This window comes from Paracoccus sp. J55, from assembly GCF_000513975.1.
Lineage (GTDB): Bacteria > Pseudomonadota > Alphaproteobacteria > Rhodobacterales > Rhodobacteraceae > Paracoccus.
This window is the reverse complement of sequence record NZ_AZVA01000033.1, coordinates 12200-26717: the sequence shown is the minus strand read 5'-3', so window position 1 is coordinate 26717 and position 14518 is coordinate 12200. Positions and strand designations below refer to the sequence as shown.

At 70.3% G+C, this 14518-nt stretch carries 14 protein-coding genes and 1 riboswitch; of the genes, 6 read left to right on the top strand and 8 right to left on the bottom strand.

Annotation, left to right across the window (positions count from 1 at the left end):
* Positions 1-8 precede the first annotated feature (8 nt).
* From PARJ55_RS0117465 to folK, 3 genes are all read right to left on the bottom strand, one after another.
* Positions 9-2126 carry a bifunctional (p)ppGpp synthetase/guanosine-3',5'-bis(diphosphate) 3'-pyrophosphohydrolase gene (locus PARJ55_RS0117465; protein WP_028714195.1) on the bottom strand — a complete coding sequence of 706 codons (2118 nt, stop codon included), beginning with the start codon at positions 2124-2126 and terminating at the stop codon, positions 9-11.
* Between the two features lie 22 nt (positions 2127-2148).
* Positions 2149-2505, bottom strand: a complete 357-nt coding sequence (gene rpoZ, locus PARJ55_RS0117460) for a DNA-directed RNA polymerase subunit omega (RefSeq protein ID WP_028714194.1) — start codon at positions 2503-2505, stop codon at positions 2149-2151.
* 69 nt (positions 2506-2574) lie between these two features.
* Positions 2575-3168, bottom strand: coding sequence for a 2-amino-4-hydroxy-6-hydroxymethyldihydropteridine diphosphokinase (gene folK, locus PARJ55_RS23460; RefSeq protein WP_028714193.1), 594 nt, complete (start codon positions 3166-3168; stop codon positions 2575-2577).
* 12 nt (positions 3169-3180) lie between these two features.
* Between folK and PARJ55_RS0117450 the strand changes: the two genes are divergently transcribed.
* The 5 genes from PARJ55_RS0117450 to PARJ55_RS0117430 all read left to right on the top strand — a co-directional run bounded on the left by PARJ55_RS0117450 (position 3181) and on the right by PARJ55_RS0117430 (position 7477).
* Positions 3181-3735, top strand: a complete 555-nt coding sequence (locus PARJ55_RS0117450) for an NYN domain-containing protein (protein WP_028714192.1) — start codon at positions 3181-3183, stop codon at positions 3733-3735.
* 148 nt (positions 3736-3883) lie between these two features.
* Positions 3884-4076, top strand: a riboswitch (cobalamin riboswitch).
* A gap of 147 nt (positions 4077-4223) precedes the next feature.
* Positions 4224-5237, top strand: a complete 1014-nt coding sequence (locus PARJ55_RS0117445; protein WP_028714191.1) for an ABC transporter substrate-binding protein — start codon at positions 4224-4226, stop codon at positions 5235-5237.
* Positions 5234-6283, top strand: a complete 1050-nt coding sequence (locus PARJ55_RS0117440; RefSeq protein ID WP_028714190.1) for an iron ABC transporter permease — start codon at positions 5234-5236, stop codon at positions 6281-6283. The genes PARJ55_RS0117445 and PARJ55_RS0117440 overlap by 4 nt, the downstream gene beginning before the upstream one ends.
* Entirely contained in the window at positions 6280-7041 is a 762-nt protein-coding gene (locus PARJ55_RS0117435) for an ABC transporter ATP-binding protein (protein WP_028714189.1), read from the top strand. The genes PARJ55_RS0117440 and PARJ55_RS0117435 overlap by 4 nt, the downstream gene beginning before the upstream one ends.
* A gap of 10 nt (positions 7042-7051) precedes the next feature.
* Positions 7052-7477, top strand: a complete 426-nt coding sequence (locus PARJ55_RS0117430; protein ID WP_028714188.1) for a pseudoazurin — start codon at positions 7052-7054, stop codon at positions 7475-7477.
* A 152-nt stretch (positions 7478-7629) separates the two neighbouring features.
* On the opposite strand, the gene PARJ55_RS0117425 is transcribed toward PARJ55_RS0117430, so the two are convergent.
* The 3 genes from PARJ55_RS0117425 to PARJ55_RS0117415 form a co-directional block, all read right to left on the bottom strand.
* Complete coding sequence (locus PARJ55_RS0117425) at positions 7630-9021, bottom strand: peptidoglycan -binding protein (RefSeq protein WP_028714187.1); 1392 nt, start codon at positions 9019-9021, stop codon at positions 7630-7632.
* Positions 9011-10621 carry a hypothetical protein gene (locus PARJ55_RS24870; RefSeq protein ID WP_028714186.1) on the bottom strand — a complete coding sequence of 537 codons (1611 nt, stop codon included), beginning with the start codon at positions 10619-10621 and terminating at the stop codon, positions 9011-9013. The genes PARJ55_RS0117425 and PARJ55_RS24870 overlap by 11 nt, the downstream gene beginning before the upstream one ends.
* Before the next feature lie 81 nt (positions 10622-10702).
* Positions 10703-11257, bottom strand: a complete 555-nt coding sequence (locus PARJ55_RS0117415; protein ID WP_028714185.1) for a gamma-glutamylcyclotransferase — start codon at positions 11255-11257, stop codon at positions 10703-10705.
* Between the two features lie 92 nt (positions 11258-11349).
* Between PARJ55_RS0117415 and PARJ55_RS0117410 the strand changes: the two genes are divergently transcribed.
* Entirely contained in the window at positions 11350-12357 is a 1008-nt protein-coding gene (locus PARJ55_RS0117410) for a DUF2125 domain-containing protein (protein ID WP_028714184.1), read from the top strand.
* Here PARJ55_RS0117410 and PARJ55_RS0117405 read toward each other — a convergent pair.
* Both PARJ55_RS0117405 and hisC read right to left on the bottom strand, forming a co-directional pair.
* Positions 12354-13289, bottom strand: coding sequence for a prephenate/arogenate dehydrogenase family protein (locus tag PARJ55_RS0117405; protein ID WP_028714183.1), 936 nt, complete (start codon positions 13287-13289; stop codon positions 12354-12356). The genes PARJ55_RS0117410 and PARJ55_RS0117405 overlap by 4 nt on opposite strands.
* On the bottom strand, positions 13289-14392 hold the full coding sequence (gene hisC, locus PARJ55_RS0117400; protein WP_028714182.1) for a histidinol-phosphate transaminase: 1104 nt from the start codon (positions 14390-14392) through the stop codon (positions 13289-13291). Before hisC ends, PARJ55_RS0117405 begins: the two co-directional genes overlap by 1 nt.
* Between the last annotated feature and the right edge of the window lie 126 nt (positions 14393-14518).

The following is a 14518-nucleotide window of genomic DNA, read 5'->3' as shown; positions in this document are numbered from 1 at the left end:
GGCCGACCTCAGCTCATATGGGCCGAAGGGTCCCGGATGCGCGAGACCTGCGCCACGTCGCTTTCGGCCTCGAGCGCGGTCAGCAGCGTGTGCATGTGCTCGCGGTCGCGCAGCTCGATCTCGACGCGCAGCCGGTAGAAATCCGGCTTGCGATCGACGAATTCCAGATCCGAGATATTCGCCCCCTGCGCGCCGATCAGCGTGCAGATCCGGCCCAGCACCCCGGCATCGTGGCGGATGGTCAAGGACAGCATGGTCGAATAGGCCGCCGGGTGCTGGCCCTCGCGCCAGTGCAGGTCGACCCAGCGTTCCGGGCTGTCCTCGAACTCGGCCAGCACCGGGCAGTCGATGGCATGGATCACCACCCCCTTGCCGCGATAGGTGATGCCGACGATGCGCTCGCCCGGCAGGGGATTGCAGCAGGGCGCGCGGGTGAATTCCTGATCGGCCTCCAGCCCGGCGACGGCGCGCTTGGCGTCGATCTCGCTGCGCTTCTGGGCCAGTTCGGGATAAAGCGTGGTCAGCACGTCATGGGCCGAGATCTCGGCGCTGCCGATGCGGGCCAGCAGCTCGTCCGTATCGGGCAGCGCCATGGTCTTGGCCGCGATGCGCAGCGCCTTGTCGCTGACCTTGCGCCCGACATGCTCGAAGGCCACCCGCACCAGTTCCGAACCCAGCCGGATGAAGCGCGTCCGGTCCTCCTGCCGCAGCGAGCGGCGGATGGCGGCCTTGGCGCGGCCGGTGACGACGATGTCGAGCCAGGTCGCCTGCGGCCGCTGGCCGGAGGCGGCGATGATCTCGACCGACTGGCCGTTCTTGAGCCGCGTCCACAGCGGCACGCGGATGCCGTCCACCTTCGCGCCCACGCAGGAACTGCCCAGCCGGGTATGGATGGCATAGGCGAAATCCAGCGGCGTCGCGCCTTTCGGCAGCGGGATCACGTCGCCCTTGGGCGAGAAGCAGAACACCTGGTCGGAATACATCTCAAGCTTCACATGCTCGAGGAATTCGTCGTGGTCCTCTTCGCCGAAACGCTCGGTCAGGCTGGCGATCCATTCGCCCGGATCGATGGCAAAGGGGTTCGCCGTGCGCACCCCGTCGCGATAGGCCCAATGCGCGGCCACGCCCGCCTCGGCCACCTCGTGCATCTGCCGGGTGCGGATCTGCACCTCGACCCGCTTTCCGTCGCGGCCCGAGACGGTGGTGTGGATCGAGCGGTAGCCGTTCGCCTTGGGCTGGCTGATGTAATCCTTGAACCGGCCGGGCACGGCGCGCCAGCGGTGATGGATGACGCCCAGGGTGCGATAGCAGTCGGCCTCGGTCCGGGTGATGATGCGGAAGCCGTAGATGTCCGACAGGCGCGAGAAGGAAAGCTGCTTTTCCTGCATCTTGCGCCAGATGCTGAAGGGCCGCTTGGCGCGGCCGTAGACATCGGCCTCGATCCCCTCGCGTTCAAGCTCGGCGCGGATGTCGGCGGTGATCTTGGGAATCACGTCGCCGGATTCGCGCTGCAGGCTGACAAAGCGGCGGATGATCGAGTTGCGCGCCTCGGGGTTGATGACCTTGAAGGCCAGGTCCTCAAGCTCCTCGCGCATCCATTGCATGCCCATGCGGCCGGCCAGCGGCGCATAGATGTCCATGGTCTCGCGCGCCTTCTGCAGCTGCTTTTCCGGGCGCATGGACTTGATGGTCCGCATGTTGTGCAGACGGTCGGCCAGCTTGACCAGGATCACGCGAAGATCGCGCGACATGGCCATGAAAAGCTTGCGGAAATTCTCGGCCTGCTTGGAATGCGCGCCCGAAAGCTGCAGATTGGTCAGCTTGGTGACCCCATCGACCAGATCGGCGATCTCGCGCCCGAAGATCTGCGCCACCTCGGCCCAGGTCGAACGCGTGTCCTCGATCGTGTCGTGCAGCAGGGCGGTGACGATGGTGGCATCGTCCAGCCGCATCTCGGTCAGGATGGCGGCGACCGCGACGGGATGGGTGAAATAGGGCTCGCCCGAATGGCGGAACTGCCCCTCATGCATGCGACGCCCGTATTCGTAGGCGTCGCGGATCAGCTCGGCATTGGTGCGCGGGTTGTAATTGCGGATAAGCGCGATGAGGTCTTCGACGTCGATCATGTTCAGCCGAAGACCTTTGGACTCAGTTCCTGCCTTGCGCTTCCAGCATCATGCGCAGCATGCGCTCCTCGGATTCCTCGTCGGCGGGCTTCGGACGGTCGATCTCGGCGCCCAGAAGCAGCGCCATCGCGTCCTCCTCGGGCTCGTCGACCTCGATCTGGGTCTGCTGGGCCTCGATCATGCGCTCGCGCAGTTCGTCCACGGGCTGGGTCTCGTCGGCGATCTCGCGCAGCGAGACCACGGGATTCTTGTCATTGTCGCGGTCGACGGTCAGCGGGCTCCCCGCCGCGATTTCACGCGCGCGATGGGCCGCCAGCATCACCAGGTCAAAACGGTTCGGAACCTTGTCGACGCAATCTTCGACTGTAACGCGGGCCATCGGTCACCTTATCAGCTGGAATCGGGGTGCAGGGCGAAGCCGGATATTTGGGTGCGCGAAACGGAAATGTCAAGCACTTGCCGGCCGCATCCCGGCCATGGCCTCGGGCGGCAGCGCCGCCAGCATCTGCGCCACGCTGAGCCCAAGGCGCGGATGCACCCAGCCGGGCGCGATCTCGGCCAGGGGCGCCAGCACGAAGCCGCGGTCCTGCAGCCGCGGATGCGGCAGGATCAGCTGCTCGGGCGTGTGGCGCGGCTGTTCCTCGGGCGGCAGGCTGCGCCAACGGTCCTGCGCATCCGCGTCGGGCAGCACCAGATCGCCATGCGCCAGCAGGTCCAGGTCCAGCCCCCGCGCCTGCCAGCGCGGCCCGTCGCGGCGGCGTCCCAGCGCCGCCTCGATCGCGTGCAGCTCGCGCAGGAGTTGATCGGGCGGCAGCGCGCAGGAAAGTGAAACCGCAGCGTTCACATAATCGGGACCGGAACCGGCCGGCACCGCCGGGGTGGACCAGAATCGGCTGACGGCAAGCGGCACAACCGCAGGTAATTTCAAAAGCTTATCCAGCGCGAAACGCAAGCTGTCCGATGGGATACCTGCCGAACTAGGCAGGTTTGCACCCAGCGCCACCAGGACTAAGTTCGCCTTCTGACTTTGGTAAAGAGACATCTTGGGGGAATCGTGTTTTACAAGGATGATCGGCTGGCGTTGTTCATCGACGGGTCGAATCTTTATGCTGCCGCGAAGGCGCTTGGCTTCGATATCGACTACAAGCTCTTGCGGCAGGAATTCGAGCGGCGCGGCAAGCTGATCCGCGCCTATTACTATACGGCCCTGCTGGAGAACGAGGATTACTCACCGATCCGTCCGCTGGTCGACTGGCTGCATTACAACGGCTATTCCATGGTGACGAAACCCGCGCGTGAATATACCGACGCTCTGGGCCGCCGCAAGGTCAAGGGCAACATGGATGTCGAGCTGGTCATCAACGCCATGGAGCTGGCGCCGCGGCTGGACCATGCGGTGCTGTTCTCGGGCGACGGCGATTTCCGGCCGCTGGTCGAGGCGCTGCAGCGCCAGGGCGTGCGGGTCTCGGTGGTCTCGACCATGCGCAGCCAGCCGCCGATGATCGCCGACGAGTTGCGCCGCCAGGCCGACAATTTCATCGAACTGGACGCGCTGCGCGACATCATCGGTCGCCCGCCCCGCGAAAGCGCCCCGCAGCAGGACGCCTGAACCCCCGGCGCCGCCGAAGACCCCGTCCCGGCGGGCCGGCGCCTTTCCCTTCCCCCGCCGCGGCGGGCCAAGGGTCTTTCTTTCCCCGATCATCCACCGCTTCCTGACAGGCTTGGCCATATCCGGCTTGCCAGGCGGCCGCGTTTCGGCGATACGCCCCCTTGCCGGTCCCGAAAGGGCCAAGAGGGAATCCGCGGCGCATCCCTGCGCCAACCGGAACTGCCCCCGCAACTGTAGGCGGCGAGCCGCGTCCGATCACGTCACTGGGTCCTCGACCCGGGAAGGCCAGGACAGGCAGAGACCCGCCAGTCAGGAGACCTGCCGGCGCCTTGACGTTCACACCGGGCGGGGTTGTCCGGGGAGGGTGAGATGACGACAGCCAGACGCGGTCCCATGCCGCCTGCCCCGCCTTGCGGGCAGGACGCGGTCCGCCAAGCCCAACGTTGCGCCGCCTCCGGCCCCTGGTCCCAACCAGATGGAGACGGAGCATGTTCCTGCGTTCGGGCCTGATCGGCCTTTCCCTGTCCCTTGCCGCATTCGCCGCCCATGCCGGCGCGACCGGCTATCCGCTGACGGTCGAGAACTGCGGCCAGACGCTGGAATTCGACGCCGCGCCGGCCTCGGCGGTAAGCGTCGGCCAGGCCGCGACCGAGGTGCTTTACGCGCTCGGCCTCGGCGACAAGGTCGCCGGCACCTCGGTCTGGTTCAGCGAGGTGCTGCCGCAGTTCCGGGACATCGACGCCAAGGTCGCACGGCTGGCCGACAACGATCCCAGCTTCGAAAGCGTGGTGGCCAAGAAGCCGGGGCTGGTCGCGGTGCAATATGAATGGCATGTCGGCCCGCAGGGCATCGTCGCCACCCGCGAGCAGTTCCACGAGCTCGGCATCCCGACCTATGTCATGCCGGCCGATTGCGTCGGCAAGGACAACACGGTCGGGCTTGACGGCACGCGGCTGGCGATGTTCTCGACCGCGAGCCTCTACCAGGGCATCGAGGAACTGGCGGCGATCTTCGACGTGCAGGACCGGGGCGCCGCGCTGGTCGCAGACCTGAAGGCGCGCGAGGAGACGGCCGAGGCCGAGGCCAGGGCGCTGGGGCTCAAGGACGGATCGGCGGTGTTCTGGTTCTCCTCGGCCGAGATGGACATCGATCCCTATGTCGCCGGCCGCAAGGGTGCGCCGGGCTACATGATGGAGACGCTGGGATTGCGGAACATCGTGGAATCGGACGAGGAATGGCCGACCGTCGGCTGGGAGACCATCGCCAGGGCCAATCCCACGGTGATCGTGGTGGCCCGGATGGACCGCCGCCGCTTCGAGGCCGACGACGTCGAGAAGAAGCTCGCCTTCCTGAAATCTGACCCGGTGGCCAGCCAGATGGACGCGGTGAAGGCCGGCCGCATCGTCGTCATGGATGCCGGCGCCATGGACGCGACGATCCGGGTGATCGACGGGCTGGAAGAGCTGGCGGCGGCGCTGAAATCCTACGGCCTGCCGCAATGACGCCGGCCGCGGCCGGACCGCGCAGGGCGCTTGTCGCCGCGCTTCTGGCGCTGGCGGTGCTGGCGGCGGCGGTGCTGGCCGGGGCGATGATCGGCGAGACCCGCATCGCCCCGGATCTGGTGCTGAAGGTGCTGGCCAACCGGCTGTGGCAGGCGGGCCATGCGCTCGACCCGCTGGATCAGGGCATCGTCTGGAGCTATCGCGTGCCCCGCGCGCTGGTCGCCGCCGCCTGCGGCGCGGGGCTGGCCGTCTCGGGCGTGGTGCTGCAGGCGCTGCTGCGCAACGCCCTGGCCGATCCCTATATCCTCGGCATCTCGGCCGGGGCCTCGACCGGGGCGGTGGCGGTGACCATCGCCGGGCTCGGGGCGGGGCTGCTCTCGATGTCGCTCGGCGCCTTCATGGGGGCGCTGATCGCCTTCGGGCTGGTGGCGGCGCTGGCCCGGGCCGCCGGCGCCGACGCCGGACGCGGCGGCGCGGCGCAGATCGTGCTGGCGGGCATCGCCGGCTCGCAGCTCTTCAACGCCCTGACCGCCTTCGTCATCGCGAAATCGGCGAATGCCGACCAGGCGCGCGGCATCATGTTCTGGCTGATGGGCAATCTCAGCGGCGTGCGCTGGCCCGAGGTGCAGCTGGCCGTGCCGGTCGCCGTCATGGGCTGGCTGATCTGCCAGCTGCATGCGCGCGGGCTGGACGCCTTCGCCTTCGGGGCCGACAGCGCCGCCTCGCTGGGCGTGCCGGTGCGGCGGGTCCGGGCGGTGCTGATCCTGGCCGCGGCGCTGGTGACGGCGGTCATGGTGTCGATCCTGGGCTCGATCGGCTTCGTCGGGCTGGTGATCCCGCATGCGGCGCGCTTCCTGGTCGGCGTCCGCCACGGCCGGCTGATCCCGGCCGCGGCGCTGATCGGCGCGGTCTTCCTGATCGGCGCCGACATCCTGTCGCGCGTCATCATCAGGGGCCAGGTCCTGCCCATCGGCGTCGTCACCGCACTGATCGGCGCCCCGGCCTTCGCGCTGATCCTGATCCGCAGCCGGGGCCAGATGCGATGAGGCTTTCGGCGCAATCCCTGTCCCTCGCCCTGCGCGGGCGCGAGATCATCCGCGACGTCTCGCTGGAGGTGACGCCCGGCGAGACGCTGGCGCTGGTCGGGCCGAACGGTTCGGGCAAGTCGACGCTGCTGCGGCTGCTGGCCGGGCTGGTCCGCCCGGACCGGGGCGCCATCCGGCTTGAGGGTCAGCCTCTTGCCCGGCTGTCGCGTCGCGGGATCGCGCAGCGCATCGCGCTGGTCGAGCAGCAGGCCGACACCGCCGAACGCCTGACCGCCCGCGCCGCCGTCGAGCTGGGCCGCACCCCCTGGCTCTCGGCGCTCGCACCCTGGAGCGAGCGGGACGAGCGGCAGGTCGCCCGCGCGCTCGACGCGGTGGAAATGAGCGCGCTGGCGGATCGCAGCTGGGCCACCCTGTCGGGCGGCGAGCGCCAGCGGCTGCACATCGCCCGCGCCCTGGCGCAGGAGCCGGGACTGCTGCTGCTCGACGAGCCGACCAACCATCTGGACATCCACCACCAGCTGGCGATCCTGGGCTTCATCCGGCAGCTGCCCATCACCACCGTCATCGCGCTGCACGACCTCAACCAGGCCATGGGCTGCGACCGCGTCGCGATGCTGGACGGCGGCCGGCTGGTCGCCTGCGGCCCGCCCCCCGAGGTGCTGCGGCCCGATCTGGTCGCGCGCGTCTTCGGCATCCGCGTCCGGCGGGTGCCCGATCCGGCCGGCGGGCCGGACATCCTGACCTTCTCGATCACCTGAAAGGACGCCCATGGTTTCCCGCAGCCTCGCCCTGCTCCTGCTGACCGCCGCCCCTGCCCTCGCCGAGATCCACGAGGTCAGGATGCTGAACCGCAACGAAACCGGCCCGATGGTCTACGAGCCGGACCATCTGGTGGTCGCGCCCGGCGACACGGTCCGCTTCCTGCCGACCCAGCCCGGCCATAACGCCGCGACCATCGACGAGATGATCCCCGCCGGGGCCGAGCCCTTCAAGAGCGGCCTCAACAAGGAATTCGAGGTCACGCTGACCGTGCCCGGCATCTACGGCATCAAATGCAGCCCGCATTACGCCATGGGCATGGTCATGCTGATCCGGGTCGGCGAGGCGGCCGCGCCCGAGATCCCCGCCGCCGTCCCGGCCCGCGCCAGAACGCGCTTCGAGGAGATCCTCGCCCGTCACGGTTCCCCGGACTGAGCCGGCCGGAGCGCCGCGGCCCCGGCGCCGGGCCTCCGATTGCAAAGGGGGCCCCGCTGTCCCCGGTTCTGCGGCGGCAAGGGGCCTTGGCGATCCCGTCGGCGGACCTGCCGGGACTGCCGTCCCATGCGGCTTGCGCGATGCCGCGCGTCCTAGCGTTCGGTTAGCTTCAGCTCGATGCGGCGGTTCTGGGCCCGGGCCTGGGCCGTGTCGCCCGCCGCCACCGGCCGGGTATCGGCAAAGCCGGCCGGGGCAAGGCGGGTGGCCGGAAAGCCCAGCTGGTCCACCATGTAGCGCACCACGGCCAGCGCCCGCGCCTGGCTCAGTTCCCAATTGTCGCGATAGCGCCCCAGCCCGGACAGCGGCTGGTCGTCGGTATGGCCGTCGACGCGGATCATCCAGTCGATCTCCGGCGGGATATCGCCCGAGATCTGCTTCAGCATGTCGGCGACCCGCGCGATCTGCTCTCGGCCGCCGGGCGACAGCGTCGCCTCGCCCGGCGCGAACAGCACTTCCGAGGAAAACACGAAGCGGTCGCCCACGACGCGCACGCCCTCGCGCCCTTCCAGGATCTGCGACAGCCGGCCGAAGAATTCCGAGCGATAGCGCGCCAGATCCCGGGCCTCGGCCTCGGCCTTGCTGCGCGCCTCCTCCTCCAGCGCGCGGCGCTTGCGCTCCTCTTCGGCGGCGCGCAGCAGGGCGACGTTGAGCTGCCGGCCCAGATCCTCGGCGCGCAGGTCGGCCTCGCGGCGTTCCTCGCCCGCGGCGTCCAGCACCGCGCGCAGGCTGCCCAGCTGGTCGTTGAGCTGCGCCACCTGCCGGTTGAGCAGCGCGACGCGGCGCTGGTCCTCGGCGGAAAGCGCCTCCTGCTCGGAAATCTTCTGCCGCGCCAGCGCCAGCAGCCCGGCCTGCTTCTCGGCCTCGCTGGCCTGGGCCTCGGCCTGCTCGCCCAGCTCCTTCTTGGCCGCCTCGGCGGCGGCAAGCAGGGTCAGCGTCTCCTCGGCCTGTTTGCGCGCTGCCTCGAGCTCCAGCGTGGCGGCGTCGAGCTCGGCGTCGGATCTCGCCAGCCGCTCGCGCAGCGCCTCGGCGGCGGCGGCGTCGGCCAGGCGGGCGGCTTCGGTCTCGTCCAGCTGCTGCCGGGTCTCGGCATTGCGGCGGCGCAGGTCGCCGACCAGCGCCTCCAGCGCCTCGCGCCGGGCGGCGGCCAGCCGCGCCGCCTCGGTCTGGGCGTCGATCTCGGCCCGGGCGGCGGCCACCGCCTGCTCGGAACGGCGCAGCCGCTCGCGCTCGGCCGTCAGGTCGCGGTCCAGCGTGGCGGCGCGGGCCTGCGAGCTGGACAGCGCGTCCGACAGCTGCGCCACCTGCCGGCCGAGCTGGTCGAGCTCGCTGTCCTGGGTGGTGATCTGGTCGCGCAGCACCGATTGCACCAGCAGGAAGATGGTCAGCACGAACATCATGACCATCAGAAGCGCGGTCATCGCATCGACGAAGCCCGGCCAGATCGTCGCCGAAAAGCGGTTGCCGCTGCCCCGGCTAAGTCCCATCGCCGCGCTCCAGGTTGCGGATCGCCCGGGTCAGCGCCGCCATGTCCTCGCGCAGCTCCGAGATCAGCCCGTCGCGGCCGCTGGCGGCTTCCTCGACCAGCCGGCCCAGTTGCACGTCGATCGAGCGCAGCCGCATTCGCGCCTCGGGATCGTCGCCCGAAATCGCGGCATGGGCCTGACCCGGCCGCTGCGCGCCAAGATCGAGGATGCGGTCCTGTCCCTCGGCCAGCCGCTCCAGCGCCCGGACCAGCCGCGGGCCGTCCAGCGCGGGCGCCGGTGCCTCGGCCAGCGCGACCAGCCGGGCCTGCCCTTCGGCCAGCCGTTCCAGCGCCTCGGCCAAAGCGGCGCCGTCGAAGGACGGCTGCGGCGTCTCGGCCAGGGCCGCAAGCCGGGCCTGGCCCTCGGCGACCCGTTCCAGCGCCGCCGCAAGCGCCGGATCGTGGCGCGGCTCGGCCAGCCCGGCGATTGCCCGCTCGACTCCGGCAAGCGCCTGCGCCGTGGCCTCGCGCTCGGCGCTCAGCGCGGCCCCCAGCTGGTCGCGGTCCGAGCCGAGCAGCCCGGCCAGCCTTTCCACGCCCTGCGCCAGCGCCAGCGAACGCTGGTCGGCGGCGGCGGCTTCCTCGTCGCGCAGGACATCGCGCCCGGCATAGAACTCCTGCAGCCCGGCCAGCTGCGCCTCGACCCGCTCGATGAAGCCGGCCAGCGCCGCCTCGCCCAGCCCCTGCCCCTCGGCGCCGCCGAGGCCGATGCGGGTGAATCCCGACATCCATTCCTCGAGCTCGCGATAGAAGCGGTTCTGGCCATGGGCGGCGAAAAGCTCCAGCAGCCCGACGACCAGCGAGCCCGCCAGCCCCAGCAGCGAGCTGGAAAAGGCCGTGGCCATGCCGCCCAGCTGCGATTCCAGCCCGGTCATCAGCTTGTTGAACACCTCGAGCCCGGTCTCGCCATCCTGGGGGGCCAGCGCGCGGATGGTGTCGACCACGGCCGGAACCGTGGTGGCCAGCCCATAGAACGTGCCCAGAAGTCCCAGGAAGATCAGCAGATTCGCCAGATAGCGGGTGATGTCGCGCGCCTCGTCGATCCGCGTCGCCACCGATTCCAGGATCGAGCGCGACGATTCGGTCGAGATGGCCCCGCCCGCCGGCCCGCGCTGGCCCAGAAGCGCGGCCAGCGGCGCCAGCAGCCGCGGCGCGTCGTCCGGCCCCTCGGGCTCGGTCGCGCCCAGGCCCTTTTCGGCGGCATGGCGGCGGCGGGCGGCGAAACGCTCGATCCAGCTGACGGATTTGACCAGTTCGGCCACCTGCCAGAAACAACCCAGCACGCCCATCACGAAGACGGCTAGGATCAGCCCGTTCAGATATTCGTTCGAGTGAAAGATCGACAAGATCCGGCCGTAGGCGAACCAGGCCCCGGCCACGACCAGCGCCAGCACGATCAGCATCAGCACGATCTGCCGCACCGGCTGCGAGAATTGCGGCGGCGCCGGGCCGGCCCCGCCGGGCCCCGTGCCGCGCGTCGCCGCCAGACGGGCGGCGCGGGAACGGCGGCCTTCGGGCGCGGCGGGCGGCCCCTCGGGCGGTTCGGCGTCGGTTCGGGACAAGACGACCCCCTTGCTGCTTTCGGCCCGACTGTAGAGGCGGGACCGGCGCCTGCCAAGCGCCGTCGCAGCGGCGGATCGCCTCTATTCCGGCCCGGGCGACAGCAGGCCGCGCACCTGCCGCGCCAGTTCGGCCATGGCCAGGTCCTCGATGCCCATCTGCTCAAGGTGGCGGGCGGTGTTGAACAGGTAATCGGCGTTCGGCCCGCGCCCGCCCTGCGCCCGGGCGATGATCCGGGCCTGTTCCTGCAGGTCGATGGCGCCGGCATATTGGTCGTGGTCGCGGCGGATCACATAGGTGACCGCCTCGACCCGGCGGCCGTCCTCCAGCGCCAGCGGCAGCCACAGCTCGGCATAGGCGTTGGTGGTCAGCTCGCGCGCGCGCAGGCCGGCCAGCGTCTCGTCCCAGTCCGGCTCGGCGACGCGCAGCGCCAGGCCAAGGCAGTGCGCCCCCGGCTCGGCATCGAGGCCCAGGACCAGCCCCGGCGCCTCGACGGTGCCGCGATAGACGACCGAGCGCAGGCAGAAGCTGCGGGCATAGCCGTCGAGCCGGGCCGAGACCATCTCGGCCACGCGAAAGCCCGGGTCCCACATCAGCGAACCATAGGCAAAGACCCAATGTTGCGGCCGTTCACCCATTCTTTACCCCGGTGCCCTAGATCATTCGGTCAGGAAAAACTTAGGACAGCAGGACCGGCGTTCCAAGACGCCATGACAGACGCGAGGATAGGATGCGCCGACTGCCAGCCCTGCTGATCGTGCTTGCCCTGATTCTGGGCGGGCTTTGGCTGGGCAGCGAAAGCCTGATGGCGCAGGAGCTGCGCCGGATCGCCGCCGGACAGCCGATGCTGGAACTCGGCGCGGTGCGGGAATTGCGCGACCCGCGACGGATCGGGGTGCAGGCGGCGGCGCTGGAATTGCAGACGGAGGCCGGCAAGGTCGCCCTGCCCCGGGCCGAGCTGTGGCTGAACCCACTGCGCCCGACCGAGCTGCGGCTGGACCTGCCGCCCCGCGCCACGCTGGACCCCGGATCGGGCCCGCTGGAGCTGGGCCTTGCCGACGCCTCGGCCCGGCTGCGGCTGCAACCGCTGAACGGCCTGGGCATGGCCTCGGCCGGGGTCGCGGCCGGACGGCTGACGGTCGAGGATGCCGAACTGGCCCGGGCCCTGCGCGCCGATGCCGAACTGGCTGCGCCGGAGGCGGATGCGCCGCCGGGGGCCGCCGCGGCCTATGACCTGGACCTGACCGTGGACGATCTGGACCCGGCCCTGTTCGCGGCCCTGCCCCTGCCCGGCCGGCTGAGCCTGACTGCGACGGGCCGGGTCTGGCTGGACGCCCTGCCCCGCCCCTCGGCCCTGTCCGCTGATCTGGCGCCGCTGCCGGTGGGCCTGCGCCTGGACGATGCCGAGCTGCGGCTGGGCACGCTGCGGGCGCGCATCCTCGGCCGCGTCCAGGCCGATGCGCAGGGCCGCGCCCAAGGCCGGCTTGCGCTCTACACCCGGGATGCCGAGCCGCTCTTGCAGGCCGCGGCCGCGGCCGGGCTGATCCCGCCGAAGGTGGTGAGGCTGGCCGGGACCATGCTGAAGAACATCTCGGAGCTTCCGCTGCCCGAGGATGCCGGCTTCCGCTTCCCGCCGCCGGCCGAGGGTGAATTGCGCCTGCCGCTGACCTTCGCCGACGGCAAGACGAGCCTCGGGCCGCTCACGCTGGGCCCGGCGCCGATCCTTCCGCGCCGCTAGGGCTTGGGCGCCTCGCCCGCGGCCAGGCTGCGGCCGAAATCCGGTGCAGCGATGTCCTGCCCGGCCTCGATGATGCCGCGCCGGATCGCCCGGGTGCGGGTGAAGTAATCGTGCAGATGCGCCCCGTCGCCCATGCGGATCGCCCGCTGCAGCACGAAAAGCTCCTCGGTGAAGCGGCCCAGGATGTCCAGCACCGCCTCCTTGTTCTGCAGGAACACGTCGCGCCACATGGTCGGGTCCGAGGCGGCGATGCGGGTGAAATCCCGAAAACCCGCGGCGGAATACTTGATGACCTCGCTTTCGGTGACGCGCTTGAGGTGATCGGCCACCCCCACCATCGTATAGGCGATCAGGTGCGGCGTGTGGCTGGTCACCGCCAGCACCAGGTCGTGATGCGCGGCGTCCATCTCCTCGACATTGGCCCCCATGGCGCGGATCAGCGCCGACAGCCGCGCGACCGCCGCCGGATCGCTGCCCTCGACCGGGGTCAGCAGCCACCAGCGGTTGCGAAACAACGAGGCAAAGCCCGAGCGCGGCCCGGAATGCTCGGTCCCGGCCAGCGGATGGCCGGGGATGAAATGCGCGCCCGCGGGGATATGCGGCGCCACCGCCTCGATCACCGCCTGCTTGACCGAACCGACATCGGTGACGGTCGCGCCCGGCTTCAGATGCGGCGCGATCTCGGCCGCGACGGCCCCCATGGCGCCGACCGGCACCGCCAGAACCACCAGATCGGCGCCCTCGACTGCCTCGGCGACACTCTCGGCCACGCGGTCGACCAGGCCGATCTCGGCCGCGACCGCGCGGGTCTCGGGGCTGCGGGCATGGCCCACCACCTCGCCCGCCAGCCCGGCCTCGCGCATGGCCAGCGACATCGAGCCGGCGATCAGCCCCAGCCCGATCAGCGCCACCCGGTCATAGATCGCGGCCATCAGCGGCTTCCCGCGCGCTCGGCCATGAATTGGCCGATGACATGGGCGACCCGCCGGCAGGACGCCTCGTCGCCCACCGTGATGCGCAGGCATTGCGGCAGGCCGTAGCCGGCGACGCGGCGCACGATCAGCCCCTGGGTCTTGAGATATTCGTCGCAGGCCCCGGCGGTTTCCACGTCGGCAAAGCGCGCCAGGATGAAATTCGCGCAGGAGGTGTCCGAAGGCACGCCCTTCTCGGCCAGCGCCTCGGCCAGCCAGGCGCGCATCCGGGCATTCTCGGCCTGGCAGCGGGCGATGTGCTCGCGGTCGCGCATGGCGGCCTCGGCGCCTTCCAGCGCGACATTGGACAGGTTGAAGGGGCCGCGGATGCGGTTCAGCACGTCGACGATCTGCCGCGGGCCGTAGCCCCAGCCGACGCGCAAGCCCCCCAGCCCGTAGATCTTGGAAAATGTCCGGGTCATGAACACGTTGGGCAGCCGCGTCGCCAGCTCGGCGCCGCCGTCATAGTCCTCGACATATTCGGCATAGGCGGCATCGACCACCAGGATCGCCTGCGGCACGGCGCGGGCCAGCCGCTCCAGTTCCGGCAGGCCGATCATGGTGCCAGTCGGATTGTTCGGATTGGCGACGAAGATCAGCCGCGTGCGCGGGGTCGCGCCGGCGATCAGCGCGTCCACATCGGTCACCCGGTCGCGCTCGGCCACCTGCACCGGCGTCGCCCCGGCGGCATGGGCCGAGATGCGATACATCAGGAAGCCGTGCTCGGTGAACAGCACCTCGGTCCCGGGCCCGGCATAGGCCTGGCAGAGGAAATGGATGATCTCGTCCGACCCCACGCCGCAGATGATGCGGTCCGGGTCCAGGCCATGCACCTCGCCGATGGCGCCGCGCAGCCCGGCATGGTCGGTATTGGGATAGCGATGCAGGCTGTGGGCGGCGCGGATCACCGCCTCGCGCGCCTTGTCCGACGGCCCGAAGGGGTTCTCGTTCGAGGAAAGCTTCACGACATTCTCGACCCCCGCCACCTTCGAGGCCCCGCCTTCGTAAAGCGAGATCTCCATGATGCCGGGTTGCGGAGCGATGGTCGTCTGGTTCTGCGACATGGCGGCCCTCTTGCAAGCCCGGCCGTCTTAGCGCCCGCCGCCCGGCTTGGAAAGCCTCCGCGCGACCGCCCCGGCCTTCACCGTTTCCCAAATACTCCTGCGACGGCGCAGGCTGCGAAGGCGCCC

What these genes read in the sequence shown, in the direction of transcription:
- PARJ55_RS0117465 (WP_028714195.1), bottom strand. Translation starts at nt 2,126, where the DNA reads ATGATCGACGTCGAAGACCTCATCGCGCTTATCCGCAATTACAACCCG.
- rpoZ (WP_028714194.1), bottom strand. Translation starts at nt 2,505, where the DNA reads ATGGCCCGCGTTACAGTCGAAGATTGCGTCGACAAGGTTCCGAACCGT.
- folK (WP_028714193.1), bottom strand. Translation starts at nt 3,168, where the DNA reads ATGTCTCTTTACCAAAGTCAGAAGGCGAACTTAGTCCTGGTGGCGCTG.
- PARJ55_RS0117445 (WP_028714191.1), top strand. Translation starts at nt 4,224, where the DNA reads ATGTTCCTGCGTTCGGGCCTGATCGGCCTTTCCCTGTCCCTTGCCGCA.
- PARJ55_RS0117440 (WP_028714190.1), top strand. Translation starts at nt 5,234, where the DNA reads ATGACGCCGGCCGCGGCCGGACCGCGCAGGGCGCTTGTCGCCGCGCTT.
- PARJ55_RS0117435 (WP_028714189.1), top strand. Translation starts at nt 6,280, where the DNA reads ATGAGGCTTTCGGCGCAATCCCTGTCCCTCGCCCTGCGCGGGCGCGAG.
- PARJ55_RS0117430 (WP_028714188.1), top strand. Translation starts at nt 7,052, where the DNA reads ATGGTTTCCCGCAGCCTCGCCCTGCTCCTGCTGACCGCCGCCCCTGCC.
- PARJ55_RS0117425 (WP_028714187.1), bottom strand. Translation starts at nt 9,021, where the DNA reads ATGGGACTTAGCCGGGGCAGCGGCAACCGCTTTTCGGCGACGATCTGG.
- PARJ55_RS0117415 (WP_028714185.1), bottom strand. Translation starts at nt 11,257, where the DNA reads ATGGGTGAACGGCCGCAACATTGGGTCTTTGCCTATGGTTCGCTGATG.
- PARJ55_RS0117410 (WP_028714184.1), top strand. Translation starts at nt 11,350, where the DNA reads ATGCGCCGACTGCCAGCCCTGCTGATCGTGCTTGCCCTGATTCTGGGC.
- PARJ55_RS0117405 (WP_028714183.1), bottom strand. Translation starts at nt 13,289, where the DNA reads ATGGCCGCGATCTATGACCGGGTGGCGCTGATCGGGCTGGGGCTGATC.
- hisC (WP_028714182.1), bottom strand. Translation starts at nt 14,392, where the DNA reads ATGTCGCAGAACCAGACGACCATCGCTCCGCAACCCGGCATCATGGAG.